The 14,571-nt window shown below is 62.2% G+C and carries 15 protein-coding genes; 12 read left to right on the forward strand and 3 right to left on the reverse strand.

Features of this window, described 5'->3' with window-relative positions:
• Positions 1-198 precede the first annotated feature (198 nt).
• Genes tnpC through tnpA form a run of 3 tightly spaced genes read right to left on the reverse strand, consistent with a single transcriptional unit; the run spans position 199 to position 2,634 of the window.
• On the reverse strand, positions 199-1,788 hold the full coding sequence (gene tnpC / locus AC07ZH_RS18605) for an IS66 family transposase (RefSeq protein ID WP_261542110.1): 1,590 nt from the start codon (positions 1,786-1,788) through the stop codon (positions 199-201).
• Between the two features lie 31 nt (positions 1,789-1,819).
• Positions 1,820-2,170: an IS66 family insertion sequence element accessory protein TnpB gene (tnpB, locus tag AC07ZH_RS18610; RefSeq protein WP_017514072.1), complete on the reverse strand. Its 351-nt coding sequence runs from the start codon at positions 2,168-2,170 to the stop codon at positions 1,820-1,822.
• Positions 2,170-2,634: an IS66-like element accessory protein TnpA gene (gene tnpA / locus AC07ZH_RS18615; protein ID WP_017514071.1), complete on the reverse strand. Its 465-nt coding sequence runs from the start codon at positions 2,632-2,634 to the stop codon at positions 2,170-2,172. Before tnpA ends, tnpB begins: the two co-directional genes overlap by 1 nt.
• A gap of 396 nt (positions 2,635-3,030) precedes the next feature.
• Here tnpA and lepA point away from each other — a divergent pair, with 396 nt between their 5' ends.
• The 12 genes from lepA (at position 3,031) to AC07ZH_RS18675 (ending at position 14,452) form a co-directional block, all read left to right on the forward strand.
• Positions 3,031-4,839 carry a translation elongation factor 4 gene (lepA, locus tag AC07ZH_RS18620; protein ID WP_119108342.1) on the forward strand — a complete coding sequence of 603 codons (1,809 nt, stop codon included), beginning with the start codon at positions 3,031-3,033 and terminating at the stop codon, positions 4,837-4,839.
• A complete protein-coding gene (gene lepB / locus AC07ZH_RS18625; RefSeq protein ID WP_119108341.1) occupies positions 4,839-5,813 on the forward strand; it encodes a signal peptidase I in 975 nt (324 codons plus the stop codon). Before lepA ends, lepB begins: the two co-directional genes overlap by 1 nt.
• 46 nt (positions 5,814-5,859) lie before the next feature.
• The gene (locus AC07ZH_RS18630) at positions 5,860-6,225 is read left to right on the forward strand and encodes a DUF4845 domain-containing protein (RefSeq protein ID WP_495200838.1); all 366 of its coding nucleotides are present in this window, start codon (positions 5,860-5,862) and stop codon (positions 6,223-6,225) included.
• The gene (gene rnc / locus AC07ZH_RS18635) at positions 6,226-6,909 is read left to right on the forward strand and encodes a ribonuclease III (protein WP_119108339.1); all 684 of its coding nucleotides are present in this window, start codon (positions 6,226-6,228) and stop codon (positions 6,907-6,909) included. It begins immediately after the preceding gene.
• Complete coding sequence (gene era, locus AC07ZH_RS18640; protein ID WP_495200839.1) at positions 6,906-7,952, forward strand: GTPase Era; 1,047 nt, start codon at positions 6,906-6,908, stop codon at positions 7,950-7,952. Before rnc ends, era begins: the two co-directional genes overlap by 4 nt.
• A gap of 308 nt (positions 7,953-8,260) precedes the next feature.
• On the forward strand, positions 8,261-9,022 hold the full coding sequence (recO, locus tag AC07ZH_RS18645) for a DNA repair protein RecO (protein ID WP_495200840.1): 762 nt from the start codon (positions 8,261-8,263) through the stop codon (positions 9,020-9,022).
• A gap of 33 nt (positions 9,023-9,055) precedes the next feature.
• On the forward strand, positions 9,056-9,835 hold the full coding sequence (locus AC07ZH_RS18650; RefSeq protein WP_495200841.1) for a pyridoxine 5'-phosphate synthase: 780 nt from the start codon (positions 9,056-9,058) through the stop codon (positions 9,833-9,835).
• 57 nt (positions 9,836-9,892) lie between these two features.
• On the forward strand, positions 9,893-10,285 hold the full coding sequence (gene acpS, locus AC07ZH_RS18655) for a holo-ACP synthase (RefSeq protein ID WP_495200842.1): 393 nt from the start codon (positions 9,893-9,895) through the stop codon (positions 10,283-10,285).
• Between the two features lie 77 nt (positions 10,286-10,362).
• Positions 10,363-11,463 carry a beta-N-acetylhexosaminidase gene (gene nagZ / locus AC07ZH_RS18660; protein ID WP_495200843.1) on the forward strand — a complete coding sequence of 367 codons (1,101 nt, stop codon included), beginning with the start codon at positions 10,363-10,365 and terminating at the stop codon, positions 11,461-11,463.
• Positions 11,464-11,642: 179 nt separating this feature from the next.
• A complete protein-coding gene (locus tag AC07ZH_RS18665; RefSeq protein WP_495200844.1) occupies positions 11,643-12,692 on the forward strand; it encodes a 6-phosphofructokinase in 1,050 nt (349 codons plus the stop codon).
• 331 nt (positions 12,693-13,023) lie between these two features.
• Complete coding sequence (locus AC07ZH_RS18670; RefSeq protein WP_495200845.1) at positions 13,024-13,881, forward strand: PhzF family phenazine biosynthesis protein; 858 nt, start codon at positions 13,024-13,026, stop codon at positions 13,879-13,881.
• Positions 13,882-13,990: 109 nt separating this feature from the next.
• Positions 13,991-14,452, forward strand: coding sequence for a hypothetical protein (locus AC07ZH_RS18675; RefSeq protein ID WP_495200846.1), 462 nt, complete (start codon positions 13,991-13,993; stop codon positions 14,450-14,452).
• The last annotated feature ends 119 nt before the right edge of the window (positions 14,453-14,571 follow it).

The following is a 14,571-nucleotide window of genomic DNA, read 5'->3' on the forward strand; positions in this document are numbered from 1 at the left end:
ACCGCCCGCCTCAGCCTTCGCGTTGCGCAAGCGCCCCATGGGCGCGATCCCATTGGCACAGGACACACGCGGCCAACATCACCGGACGCAGGCGCAAGTGCCACATCGAAATGGATCGCCCGCATCATCGGCTTCGACGGTGCGAGCTATCGTAAGCGGTCTTTTGAGGGCGTCCCTTGCGGCCGCCGGCGGTATCCGCTAGGCGTCTGAGGACTTGAGCGTCCAGGGCAGCAGAGCCTCGTAGTCGTCGGCGGTCTGTGCGTGTGGCAACGCCTTGAACAAGGCAACGAGATACTGATACGGATCGACGTCGTTGGCCTTGCAGGTTTCCACCAGTGAGTAAAGACTTGCGCTGGCGTTGGCACCGGCCACGGTGTCGCAGAAGAGGAAGTTTCTCCGTCCGATCACGAATGGCCTAATCGCGTTCTCGCAGGGATTGTTCGAGATCGGCCAAGTTCCGTTCTCGATGTAGCGCACGAGCTTTGGCCACTGCCCATGCAGGTAGTGCAGCGCCTTGCCGAACAGGCTTTGCGGCAGTACGGTATGCAGGTGTTGCAGCAGCATCGTTTCGATCTCGGCCAGCAGCGGCTGGCTTTGTTCGGCGCGAACTTGCTGCCGTTGTTCCGGCCTCATCTCGAGCGTGTGGCGTTCGATGGCAAACAGCTTGCCGATGCGCTGCAGGAATCCGGTGACCGTGTGGTCGGCGCGCTTGTCCTTGGGCAAGGCTTGCTCCGCCTCGACCAGGTAGCGCCGCGCGTGCGCCCAGCATCCGAGGTGCACCAACTGATAGGTGTTTGCGACGTCGTCGTATGGTGCATAGCCGTCGGTCATCAACACCGACCCAGGCTTGATGCCGGCATAGAGAGCCGTAGCCTGCTTTGTCTCGCGTGTGGGGCTATAGGCAAACAACCGTACCGGCGGGCCCGTGCCATTCATCTGCGCCCATAGGAAGCTCTTTCTCTGGGCAGGCCTGCCGGACTCCTTGAGCACCTGTACCGTTGTCTCATCACCGTACACGACGTCTGCTTCCAGCAGATGGTCACGCAGCAGGTTGATGATTGGCTGCACCGCTTGGCCTACTCGCACTATGCTTGCGGCCAGGGTGCCGCGAGAGAGGTCCCCGCCGAAGCGATGCAGCAGCGCTGCCTGGCGGTACAGCGGCAGGCCATCCTGATACTTCGAGGTGATGCACCAGGCCAGCGCCGATTCGGTAAGGAGTCCCTTGGGAATAATGCGTGCCGGTGCCGGCGTCGTCTTGATGCCGCAGTCGCAGCATGGGCAGGCGTACTTGACCCGCTGGTGCTGGATCACGCGGACCTGTTGCGGCACGATGTCGAGCTGTTCGCTGACCTCAACGGCAATCTCGACCAGAGTCTGGCCATCGAGGGGGCAGACGCGTTCCGATTCGGGTAGTTCGTGACGAACCTCGACACGGGGCAGCGCCGGGTCGAGCGGCTTACGGCCACGCTTCTTGCGTGTGTGCCCGGCCACTTCGGTCTCGGGCGTACCTTCTTCTTCCTGCGCCGGCTGCGCGGCCGCTGCCGCCATGGCTTCGGCCTCATTGAGGAACAAGTCCTTCTGCTCCGAGCCTCGCGCCTCGCTCTTGGCGGCGAACAGCTTACGCTGGAACGCCTTGAGCTGTTCCAAGAGCAGGTCTCGCTGGACCGTCATCACACGCAGCTCGCCCTTGATTGCCTCGCGTTCCGCGAGTATTGCCTTGAGCTCGCGCTCGGCGTCTCGCAACAGTTGCAGCTCGGCGGCGGTAACGGTGACGGGCGTGGATGGCATGGCGGGTTAGACCGCTGCCGCCAAGCAGCGTTCACGCAGCGCGATGGTATTCTCGGTGCGGGTGCCGGCGCATCGCCTCGATGTCGATTCCCTCGAGCAGCCAGTGCAACTGTTCGACCGTCAGCGTGGCCACCGACGCCTCGCGTGGCCAAGCAAACCGGTCCGCCTCCAATCGCTTCAACAGTAGCCAGAAGCCGTTGCGATCCCAGCCGAGAATCTTGATGCGATCGGCCCGCTGGTTGCGGAACACAAATACAGCAGATGCAAACGGATCCAGCCCGAGCGCCTGCTCGACCAGCAGTGCCAGGCCGTTGATGTTCTTACGGAAGTCCACAGCGTCGCGATGCAGGTACACCCGCAGCCCAGCGTCGAGGCGGAACATCAATGGCCTCCATTCAGGGCTTCGATCATTGCCCTTACGAGCGCCACGTGTCGCTCGTCGCATTCGAGCTCGAGTGATACCCCGTTGGGTAGCTTCGCGCTCAAGAGTGCCAGCGGTAGCGCTCGCTGCGGTGGCGAATCGGCAGTCGCTGAGGCCGCTTCGCGGCGAGGCACCACGACCTTTGCAGGTGTCTCGATCGGCCGCGAATCCAGAACCTCCTGGACAACCGGCACGAATGCCGGCAATGCACCTCGCGCCTGCGCTGAATCTCGGTACTCCCGAATCCATTTGCGCAACTGATTAGCGTTGATGCCAGCCTTGAGAGCCGTGCCCGAAACCGATGCTCCCGATTGAAGGCAGAACTCAATCAGACGCCGCTTGGCCGCTGGCTCGTAGTCGCGCTTCCCATTGGAGCGGACTCGCACCGCCTGCAGCGGAAATAGGTCAATCTCGTCTTGGATCATGTTTGCGTCCGCAAAGTCTTTGCGGACGCAAGCCTGCCAACGTTCAGCCTTCAATACCAGACGTCGTCAATTGAGCGCTTACGAGCTATCGATTGGCAGATTGGGGGGGGCAAACACGATAAACGCCCTTCTCGAACTGCCTTCTGTAGGAAGATGGTGATAGACCGAAACTTTGATGATGCGACTTTGCTCGCTGAGACATCCTTACGTTTGCCACTGCAAAGCGCCTATGTGGCACCTAGCTCGCAAATCAGCAAGGATGCGTAGCGACCAAAATATGGACTAACCTGTTATTCCATAAGACCTTTTACGGAACTGTCCGTCTACATCAAAGACTTGACAGCGGACATTTTTCATGCGTGCCGCGCCACTCGCGCCTTTCCGAACCTCCCGTTGATGAAGCACATTCGTAATTTTTCCATCATTGCGCACATTGACCACGGTAAATCCACCCTGGCAGACCGCTTGATCCAGCGCTGTGGTGGCTTGGCTGACCGTCAGATGGAGGCCCAAGTGCTCGATTCGATGGATATCGAAAAAGAGCGTGGCATCACCATCAAGGCGCAGACGGCCGCGCTGCAATACAAGGCGCAGGATGGCCAGATTTACAACCTGAATTTGATCGACACGCCCGGCCACGTCGATTTTTCCTATGAGGTGAGCCGTTCGCTCTCGGCCTGCGAAGGTGCGCTGCTGGTGGTCGATGCCTCGCAGGGCGTGGAGGCACAGACGGTGGCCAACTGCTATACCGCGCTGGATCTGGGCGTGGAAGTGCTGCCAGTCCTCAACAAGATGGACTTGCCGCAGTCCGACCCCGAGAACGCCAAGGCGGAGATCGAGGACGTGATCGGCATCGACGCCGAGCATGCCATTCCCTGTTCGGCCAAGACCGGCATGGGCATCGATGAAATCCTGGAGGCCATCGTGGCCAAGATTCCGGCCCCACGGGGTGAGCCCGAGGGGCCGCTGCGCGCCATGATCATTGACAGCTGGTTTGACAGCTACGTGGGTGTGGTCATGCTGGTGCGCGTGGTCGATGGCCGCCTCATCAAGGGCGAGCGTTTCAAGATGATGGCCACCGGCACGGTCTACAACGCCGACAATCTGGGGGTTTTCACGCCAGCCAACGAGCCGCGCGACCGCCTTGAGGCTGGGCAGGTGGGCTACATCATTGCCGGCATCAAGGAGTTGCAGGCGGCCAAGGTGGGCGACACCATCACGCTTGAGAAAAAACTGCCCAACAATGCCGGGCCGGCAACGAAGGCGCTGCCAGGTTTCAAGGAAATCCAGCCGCAGGTGTTTGCCGGGCTCTACCCCACCGAAGCGAGCGAATACGACCAGTTGCGCGATGCGCTGGAGAAGCTCAAGCTCAATGACGCCTCGCTGCACTATGAACCCGAGGTGTCGCAGGCGCTCGGGTTTGGCTTTCGCTGTGGCTTCCTGGGGCTGCTGCACATGGAGATCGTGCAGGAGCGCCTGGAGCGCGAATTTGACCAGGATCTGATCACCACCGCGCCCAGCGTGGTCTACGAGGTGGTCATGCCGGGCGGCGAAGTGGTGATGGTGGAGAACCCTGCCAAGATGCCCGACCAGGGCAAGCTGCAGGAAATCCGCGAGCCCATCGTCACCGTGCACCTGTACATGCCCCAGGACTATGTCGGCCCGGTGATGACGCTGGCCAACCAGAAGCGCGGCGTGCAGATCAATATGGCCTACCACGGCCGCCAGGTGATGCTGACCTACGAGATGCCGCTGGGCGAGATCGTGCTCGACTTCTTCGACAAGCTCAAGTCGGTGAGCCGGGGCTATGCCTCCATGGACTACGAGTTCAAGGAATACCGCGCGGCTGATGTGGTGAAGGTGGACATCCTGCTCAACGGCGAGAAGGTCGATGCGCTCTCCATCATCGTGCACCGCAGCCAGAGCCAGTACCGGGGCCGCGCCGTGGTGGCCAAAATGCGCGAGATCATCAGCCGCCAGATGTTCGACGTGGCCATCCAGGCGGCCATCGGCGCCAACATCATTGCCCGCGAGACCATCAAGGCGCTGCGCAAGAACGTGCTGGCCAAATGCTACGGCGGTGACATTTCGCGCAAACGCAAGCTGCTGGAAAAGCAGAAGGCGGGCAAGAAGCGCATGAAACAGATTGGTTCGGTGGAAGTGCCGCAAGAAGCTTTTCTTGCCATTTTGCAGGTGGAAGATTGATGCAGTTGGTTCAGATTTTCACGTCGCTGTTGCTCGCTGCGTTCGCGGGGTATATCGGTGCCTGGTACTTTGGCGCCATCGAGGGCAATTTCGCTCTGCTGTTGTTCCTGGCCACGGTGGTGACGGGTGCCTACTGGCTGGCCGAGCGCCTGTATTTTCTGCCGCGCCGGCGCAAGGCGGCGCTTGCCATCGAGCAGGCGGCCGAGGCACGGCGGGCCGAGCTCGATCGCCAGGGCATCGCCCGCAACGACATCGACGTCGGGGAGGCGCGGACGAAAGTGCTGGCCCAGCCCTGGTGGCTGGACTGGACGGCGGGGCTGTTTCCGGTGATCGCCGCTGTGTTCCTGCTGCGCTCTTTCCTGTTTGAGCCCTTCAAAATTCCGTCTGGCTCCATGATCCCGACCTTGCTGGTAGGCGACCTCATTCTGGTGAACAAATTCGCCTATGGCATTCGCCTTCCGGTGCTCAACACCAAGGTGACCGAAGGCCATGCGCCCCAGCGCGGCGACGTGATGGTGTTTCGCTACCCGCCGCAGCCCAACCTGGACTACATCAAGCGCGTGGTGGGGCTGCCGGGCGATGAGGTGGCTTACCTCAACAAGCGCCTGACCATCAACGGCAAGGTGGTGCCGACCGAGGCCGTGCCCGATTTCTTTGACGAAGAAGCCACGCGCTACTCCAAGCAATTTCAAGAGCAATTGGGAAGCCACACCCACAAGCTGCTGAACAACGACGACGTGCCGGCTTTCGTCCAGGGCGCAAGCAATTTTGCCTACCGGGACAACTGCCGCTACAGTGTGGAAGGTGTGGTCTGCAAGGTGCCCCAGGGCCACTATTTCATGATGGGCGACAACCGCGACAATTCGCTCGATTCGCGCTACTGGGGCTTTGTCCCGGATGCCAATATTGTCGGCAAGGCGTTTTTCGTGTGGATGAATTTTGGCAACTGGAAGCGCATCGGTGGGTTCCAATAGGCAAGCCATCGTACAGAATTGCAAACAAGACAGGGAGAGTGACTCTATGAAATCGCATCGCACAGCCAGTCCTTCGCGTCAGCGCGGCCTGTCCTTCATCGGCGTCATTCTCATTGGCATCTTGGCGGTAGCGGCCTTTGCCATCGGGGGCCAATCCATACCGGTTATTCTGGAGGCGCACGCCATCCAGAAGGCGATTACCAAGGCCGCAAGAGAAGGCAGTACCGTGCCGGAGATCCGCGGGGGCTTTGACCGTTCTGCCGCGATTGACGATATTTCTACCATCAGCGGCAAGGACCTCGACGTCAGCAAGCGCGGCGACAAGGTGGTGGTGCGTGCCAAGTATTCGCGCGAGATTGCGCTGGCAGGGCCGGCCTACCTGGTTTTCCGCTTTGATATGCAGTCCGAATAGGTGGACCCAGCTCTTCTCTCGCTGCAGCAGCGCCTGCAACACCAGTTCTCCAAGCCGGCGCTGCTGACGCGCGCCCTGACGCACCGCAGTGCCAGCGCCGACCACAACGAGCGGCTCGAATTTCTTGGCGACTCGGTGCTCAGCCTGGCTGTTTCCAGTCTCTTGTACGAACGCCTGGCCGATCTTGCCGAGGGCGATCTCTCGCGCGTGCGTGCCAACCTGGTCAAGCAGGACACCCTGCACGCCATAGCGCTGGCGCTGGACCTGCCGGCCGTGCTGCGCGTGGGGGAGGGCGAGGCCCGTTCGGGTGGCAAAACCCGCCCCTCCATGCTCGCCGATGCGCTGGAGGCCGTGATCGGTGCGGTGTACCTTGATGCTGGCTTTGAGGTTGCCGCCCGCCTGGTGCACCGTTTGTTCGAAGGCGTCGACATCAGCCCGCGCATGCAGGCCGTCGCCCGGGATGCCAAAACGGCCTTGCAGGAATGGCTGCAGGGCCGGCGCATGAAACTGCCCAGCTACCGGGTGGTGGACACCACCGGCGCGGCGCACCGGCAGTCTTTTGAAGTCGAATGCAGCATTGGCGAACTCGCGCTGGCTGCGCGCGGCAGTGGGGCTTCCCGCCGCGCGGCCGAACAATCTGCGGCCGCTGCCGTGTTGGCCCAACTCCAGGCGAAAAAATCATGACCGATGCTACAAATAAAGAAGCTGCTCCCGCTGGTGGGATAAGCGCTGAAGGCCAAAAAAGCCTTGAATCCATGCTGGCGGCGAGCCGGCCCGCGGCAGCGGTGGGCGATGTGGGCGAACCGGATAAACCGGGTGAAGCGAGTGCAACAGGCCAGCGCTGCGGCGTGATTGCCATTGTCGGCAAGCCCAACGTCGGCAAATCCACGCTGCTCAACGCCCTGGTGGGGCAGAAGATCAGCATCACGTCGCGCAAGGCGCAGACCACGCGCCACCGCATCACCGGCATTCACACGCGGGAGCAGACGCAGTTCATCTTCGTCGACACCCCGGGCTTTCAGACGCGCCACGCCACGGCGTTGAACAAATCGCTCAACAAAACCGTGATGGGCGCCATTGGCGACGTGGACCTGATCCTGTTCGTCGTCGAGGCCGGCAGTTTTACCCTGGCGGATGCCAAGGTGCTCTCGCTGTTCAAACCCGGCATTCCGACCTTGCTGATTGCCAACAAGCTCGACAACATCCACCGCCGCGCCGAGATTGCGCCCTGGCTCAAGAGCATGCAAGAACGCCACCCGTTCGCCGAATTCGTGCCCATGTCGGCCAAGAACAAGAGCGATGTCGAGCGGCTGTACGGTATTTGCGCAAAGTATTTGCCCGAGCAGGCCTGGTGGTACGGTGAGGACGAGCTGACCGACCGCAGCGAAAGATTCCTCGCCAGCGAAACGGTGCGCGAAAAGCTGTTCCGCTTCACCGGTGACGAGCTGCCCTACACCTCCACCGTCGTCATTGACCAGTTCAGCGAAGAGAAAAGCAAGCAGCACAAGCGCCTGGTGCGCATTGCCGCCACCATCGTCGTCGAGCGCGACAGCCACAAGGCCATGGTGATCGGCGACAAGGGCGAGCGTTTGAAGCGCATCGGCACCGAGACGCGGCAGGAGCTGGAGAAACTCATGGACGCCAAGGTGTTCATTGAGATCTGGGTCAAAGTGCGCAGTGGCTGGGCGGACGACGAAGCGCGCGTGCGCTCCTTCGGGTATGAATAGCGATCACCCCCCTGCGGCGCTTTGCGCCTTCCCCCCTCTCCTTCGGGAGGGGGGACGCCACCCGTGGCCTGGCAAAGCCAGTTCCACGGTGGCCGCTGGTGGGAGGCGATGTGGGATACCGTGCCTTCGCTTGTCGCCCTCTCCTGCGGGAGGGGGACGCCACCGGTGGCCCGGCAAAGCCGGTTCCACGGTGGCCGCTGGCACTGCGTCGCGCTGGTGCAGGCGCCGCAGGCCTGTTCCGGGTTTGAATGAAATTGGCCTATAGCGCTTATGTAGCAAGCGCTGTTAGCTACTGAAACAATAGCGCAATGCCTCCGCGCCGCTTTTCCAACGAGCCCGCTTTCGTCCTGCACCGCTACGACTGGAGCGAGTCCAGCCTGATCCTGGAAGTGTTCACCCGCAACCATGGGCGCACCGCGCTGGTGGCCAAGGGGGCCAAGAAGCCCAGTTCCAACTTTCGCCCCGTGCTGCTGCCGCTCCAGCCCCTGCACCTCGGCTGGACGCAAAGCGCCGGCGGCGATGCCGAGATCCACACCCTCAAGGGAGCGGAATGGGTCGGTGGCCACATCATGCCCACGGGCGACGCGCTGCTCTCGGGCCTGTACATGAACGAGCTGCTGCTGCGCCTTTTGGCGCGGGGCGACCCGCATGCGCTGCTGTTTGACCACTACGCTGCCGTGGTGCAGGTGCTGGCCAGCGAGCACGGCGAGGCGCTGGAGCCTGTGCTGCGCCTGTTCGAGCTGGTGCTGCTGCGCGAAGTGGGCCTGCTGCCGGCGCTGGACCTGCAGACGCTGACGCAGCATGCGCTTGACCCCGCGGCGCGCTACACGCTGGTGGCCGAAGGGGGGCTGCGCACGGCGGGGTCCGACGAGCGCGCCAGCCTGCCCGGCGCGCAGTGGCTGCTGCTGGCGCAGGCGCTGCAGGAAGGCGCGGCGCTGACGGCCCTGCTCCGTGCCTGCGCGCCGGTGGCCTTTGAGCTCAAGCCCCAATTGCGTGCGCTGCTGCAATACCATTGCGGCAGCCCGCGCCTGCGCACCCGCCAGTTCATGATGGACGTGCAGGCGCTCTGATCCTGTGCCGCGTTCTTTTGGTCCACCCGCTCTATGACCTCTTCTGCTTCCCCCCACCGCACCGCGCTCTCGGTCAACGTCAACAAGGTGGCGCTGCTGCGCAACACCCGCCACCTGGGCATTCCCGACGTGCTGCGCGCCGCGCAGATCTGCCTGGAGGCCGGCGCCCAGGGCATTACGGTGCACCCCCGGCCCGACGAGCGCCACATCCGCGCGCACGACGTGCATGCCCTGGCGGCTTTGCTCCGGCAGTGGCCGGGGCGCGAATACAACATTGAAGGCAACCCCTCGCACAACCTGATGGAATTCATCCGCCAGGTGCGCCCGCAGCAAGCCACCTTCGTGCCCGACAGTGAAGACCAGTTCACCAGCGACCACGGCTGGAGTTTTCCGCAGGATGCGCAGAAGCTCGCGCCGCTGATTGCCGAATGCCGGGCGCTGGGTGTGCGCGTGAGCCTGTTCATGGACCCGGTGCCCGAGCAGATGGCGCAGGCCCGGGCCGTGGGCGCCGACCGCGTCGAGCTCTACACCGAACCCTATGCGGCCGCCTGGGGCACGCCGCAGCAGGGCGCCGAACTGGAGCGCTACCGCGCCGCTGCGCAGGCCGCGCTGGATGCGGGGCTCGCGGTCAACGCCGGGCACGACCTGAACCGGGACAACCTGGCCGCCTTCGTGCGCGGCGTGCCGGGCGTGCAAGAGGTTTCCATTGGCCACGCCCTCATTGCCGACGCGCTGGAGCTGGGCTACCGCGCCACGGTGCAGGCCTACCTGGCCTGCATCGAAGCGGGCCAGGCCGGGCCTGAAAATTCCTGATTTGATAGCTGCTAACGCTTGCCAGATAAGCGCTAGAGGCCAAAAAGACCAGAAAAAATGATCTACGGCATAGGCACCGACATCTGCGACGTGCGCCGCATTGCCGCCAGCGTGGAACGCCATGGCGAGCGCTTTGCTGAAAAGCTGTTGGCGGAAGGCGAGCTGGCCACCTGGCGCATGCGCACGGGCCGCTGGCCCGAGCGCGGCCTGCGCTACCTGGCGACGCGCTTTTCCGCCAAAGAGGCGTTCAGCAAAGCCATCGGCCTGGGGATGCGCATGCCCATGACCTGGCGCGCCTGCGAAGTCGCCAAGCTCGCCAGCGGCCAGCCGGTGATCGTGCTGCACGGCGCGCTGAAAGATTGGTTCGAGGCGCGCGGCCTTACGGCGCACATCAGCGTCACCGACGAGAGCGACTACGCGGCCAGCTTCTGCGTGGTCGAGAAAAACTGAGAAATATTGTGCTCCAGCGCTTATCTGGCAAGCGTTTGAAGCTATCACACCCATAGCACTTTCTTATTTCCACTCCCATGACCGAACACGCTCCCCTCCTCATCGACGTGGCTGGCACGGCGCTCACCGCCCGCGACCGCCGCCGCCTGGCGCATCCGCTGGTCGGCGGGATCATCCTGTTCGCCCGCAACTGGGAAAGCCGTGCCCAACTGCTCGACCTCACCGCCGCCGTCAAGGCGGTGCGCGGCGACCTGCTGATCAGCGTGGACCACGAAGGCGGGCGGGTGCAGCGCTTTCGCAGCGACGGCTTCACCCAGCTGCCGCCCATGCGCGCCTTTGGCGAGCTGTGGATACAAGACGGCAAGGCGGGGCCGGGCAGCGGCGCGCTCGCCGCCACCAACGCGGCCACGGCGGCGGGCTATGTGCTCGCCAGCGAGCTGCGCGCCTGCGGCGTGGACTTTTCCTTCACGCCCGTGCTCGACCTCGACCATGCGGATGAGCCCGGCGCTTCGCGCAGCGGTGTCATTGGCGACCGCGCCTTCCACCGCGACCCGCGCGTGGTGGCGCTGTTGGCCAAGAGCCTGATGCACGGCCTGCTGCAGGCGGGCATGGCCAACTGTGGCAAGCATTTTCCGGGGCACGGCTTCGCGCGGGCCGATTCGCACACCGACGTGCCGGTGGACAAGCGCAGCCTCAAGGCGATCCTGCAGGACGACGCGGCGCCGTACGCCTGGCTCAGCAGCACGCTCACCGGCGTGATGCCGGCGCACATCGTCTACCCCAAGGTGGACAGCCGGCCGGCGGGCTTCTCGCAGCGCTGGCTGCAGGACATCCTGCGCCGCCAACTGCGTTTTGACGGCGCCATCTTCAGCGACGACCTCAGCATGGAAGGCGCGCGCCGCCTGGACGGCCAGGTGGTCAGCTACACCGACGCCGCGGTGGCCGCGCTGCAGGCTGGCTGCGACCTGGTGCTGCTGTGCAACCAGAGCCTGGGCGAGGGCCGGGCGGTGGACGAACTGCTGGATGGCCTGGAGAAAGCCCAGGCCCAGAGCCGCTGGCAGCCCAGTGTGGACAGCGAGGCGCGCCGCCTGGCGCTGCTGCCCGAAACCCTGCCCCAGCCGTGGGACGAACTGATGCTGCAGCCCGCCTACATGCGGGCGCTGGACCTGCTGCCCTGAAATGGAACACCCCCCTGAGTCGCTTCGCGCCTTCCCCCCTCTCTCACGCTTCGCGTGGGAGGGGGGACGCAGCCAGCGCGGCGGGGCGGCCCTTGCGCGGCTGCCCTCGCATGGGCCGCGCCTGTTTCATGGGTTGGGGGTGGCACGCGGCGCCAGGGGCAACTGAAGGGAGAATGAACATGCGCGTAGGTGTGCTCACCGGCGGGGGCGACTGCCCCGGCCTGAACGCGGTGATCCGCGCCGTCACCAAGTCGCTCATCCACCACGGGCAGTGCGAGGTGCTGGGCATCGCGGACGGCTTCGAGGGCCTGATGGGCGCGGCGCCGCGCACGCGAGCGCTCGGCTGGGATCAGGTGTCGGGCATCCTGCACGTCGGCGGCACCCTGCTGGGCACCAGCAACAGCGCTAACCCCTTGAAGGACGCCGCCACCCTGGAGCAGGTGGGCCGCAACGTGCGCGCGCTGGGGCTGGACGTGGTGGTGGCCATTGGCGGCGACGGCACCATGAGCCAGGCGTACGGCCTGGCGCAAGTGGGCCTGGCCTGCGTGGGCGTGCCCAAGACCATTGACAACGACATCGCCCTGTGCGAGCGCAGCTTCGGCTTTGACACCGCCGTGGCCACGGTGACGGAGGCGCTGCGCCGCATCGAGAGCACCGCCTACAGCCACCACCGCGTGATGATCGTCGAAACCATGGGCCGCCACGCCGGCTGGCTGGCGCTCGAGAGCGGCATCGCCGGCGCGGCCGACGTCATCCTGCTGCCCGAGATCGACTACGACCTGCAGGCCATCATCGAGCGCTGCCGCGAGCGCGAGCAGCGCCAGCGCTACACCATCATCTGCATCGGCGAAGGCTCCAAGGAGCGCGGCGGCGCGCTCACCGTGCGCGAGCGCATCGCCCACAGCCCCGACCCAGTGCGGCTCGGCGGCGTGGGCCATGTGCTGCGCGAGCAGCTCCAGCCGCACCTGGCGAGTGAGGTGCGCGCCACCGTGCTCGGCCACGTCCAGCGCGGCGGCGACCCGACCCCGTTCGACCGCGTGCTCGCCACCCGCTTTGGCCACCATGCGGCGCGGCTGGTGACCGAAGGCCAGTTCGGCCGCATGGCCACGCTGCAGGGCGGCCAGATCGGCAGCGTGCCGATCGCCGAGGTGGCGAACACCCAGCGCAAGGTGCCGCTGGACCACGAGCTGATCGCTATTGCGCGGGATATTGGGGTGTGTTTGGGGTGAGGGTGGCAGGGCGGGATGGGGCTGCACCAGCCCGGCTCCGCGCCGAATCGGCATAGGCCTGCTCGGTGCGAATGCTGTAGTGCTGGGTGCGCAGGTGAATGCGCAAACGCTCCAACAGCATGGGCCGGCGCGGCGCCGGGGCATCGTCGGCGGCAGTTGGCAGATTTGCGGGATTGGTCGACATCCGCAAAATCTTAGGTTTGCCTAAATGGCAACCCATTGGGGTTTACCTGGGAGGACTGGGAGATGCGTTGCGTTATCGGATCGTTCCACGTAGCATCACTGTCGTCTAATTCTAGTTAGACCTCTTTCCAAATTAATAGAAGTCTCAGTGAAAATTCCCGTAGAAGTTGTAAACGCATTTATAGATGGTGACGTAGGTGGAAACGCGGCTGGAGTGGTCCTTGATGCAAACTCTCTTACAACAGAGCAAAAATTAGCAGTAGCGCAGAAAATCGGGTTATCTGAAACCGCATTTGTTTCCAACTCCGATATTGCAACTATCAAACTTGAATTCTTCACTCCTGAAAGGCAGATTGCACACTGCGGTCACGCAACGATTGCAACTTTCAGTAGGTTGCGAGAGCTTGGGCTTATAAGTGATGGGAAAATGTCTAAAGAAACCATCGATGGGCTAAGAGAAATAATTGTCGATGGCGATATGTCTTACATGGAGCAGAAGGCCCCCTCATATAATTCTGTAGACAACGAAGAAAAAATAGCCGAGTCGCTCAACTCCTCAGTGGAGGAATTGAGTGATATCTGCATCGTAAATACCGGCAACTCTTTTTTATTAGCTCGTGTGAAAGATAATAAAACTTTAAGAAGTCTAGAGCCGAATCTCGAAAGCATCACGACTATTAGCGAACAGTACGATCTAATTGGTTACTATATTTATACAACCAAGCCCGAAGCGGCGAAACGCCACGCAACAACCCGGATGTTTGCGCCGCGCTATGGAATCGAAGAAGAGTCTGCGACTGGAATGGCTGCGGGACCACTTGCCTGCTATCTGCGCGAAAAACTCGGTGTAAGAGATAACCCGATCTATATCGAGCAAGGCAATCTAATGACGCCCTCCTCGCCGAGCGTAATTCGTGTGGATCTCAAGCTAGAGAAAGAGACAATTGTCTCATTGATGGCTGGCGGAAAAGGGAAGAGCACCAAACAAGTTCTGATAGAGGTCTAACAATTCGTTCAAGCCGATTCGGCTTCGTGGTCGCCCCGACGTGGTACGCTCACGCTACCACGCCGTGTCGCCCACTGCGCCTCACGGCTTAACTCAGGTGTTCGCAATCATGTCAGCGCTTGATCTCTTCGACTTAAACAATCCGGTTGATCTTTACGAAATCGTTCTTGATACATACGATAAGTACGTTCAAGAGCCAACCGAGAAAGACTTCTTCTTTCTAGTGTTTGACTTCACTCATTTGAGAGAGTGGATTTCAGAATCAGGTTACGCCGAGATCGTCAAAAAGAAAAACGCAGGAACTCCTCTTTCGAACGCCGAGAAGTTTTTCGAAGAAATCTACGACCTTCCGTCATTCAAGGTCGTGCAAGAGCTGTGCAATCGCGGCAAGCACCACGTTACCCAAGGGAAATTCAAAACCTCAAAAGATCAAGGCATCAAGGTTGGCCTAGCCCGTGCAGGCGACAAAGTAGGCCAAACACATTTCTTAATAGATGGCCGAGACTCTCGCGAGTACTTCATTGAACTCGTTCACAAGTACAACAGCTGGTTCGGGAAAAATAATCGCTAAGGAAAGTCTGCATAAATCGGCTTCCGATGTGCTCGGCGAGCAGATGAGCTGAGAAAATCTGAGGCATGAAGCAAGCGGACCTTGGCCTGAACCTGACAACCAAGCGCACGCGCAAGCGT

The organism is Simplicispira sp. GW247-4R2A, from assembly GCF_059424465.1.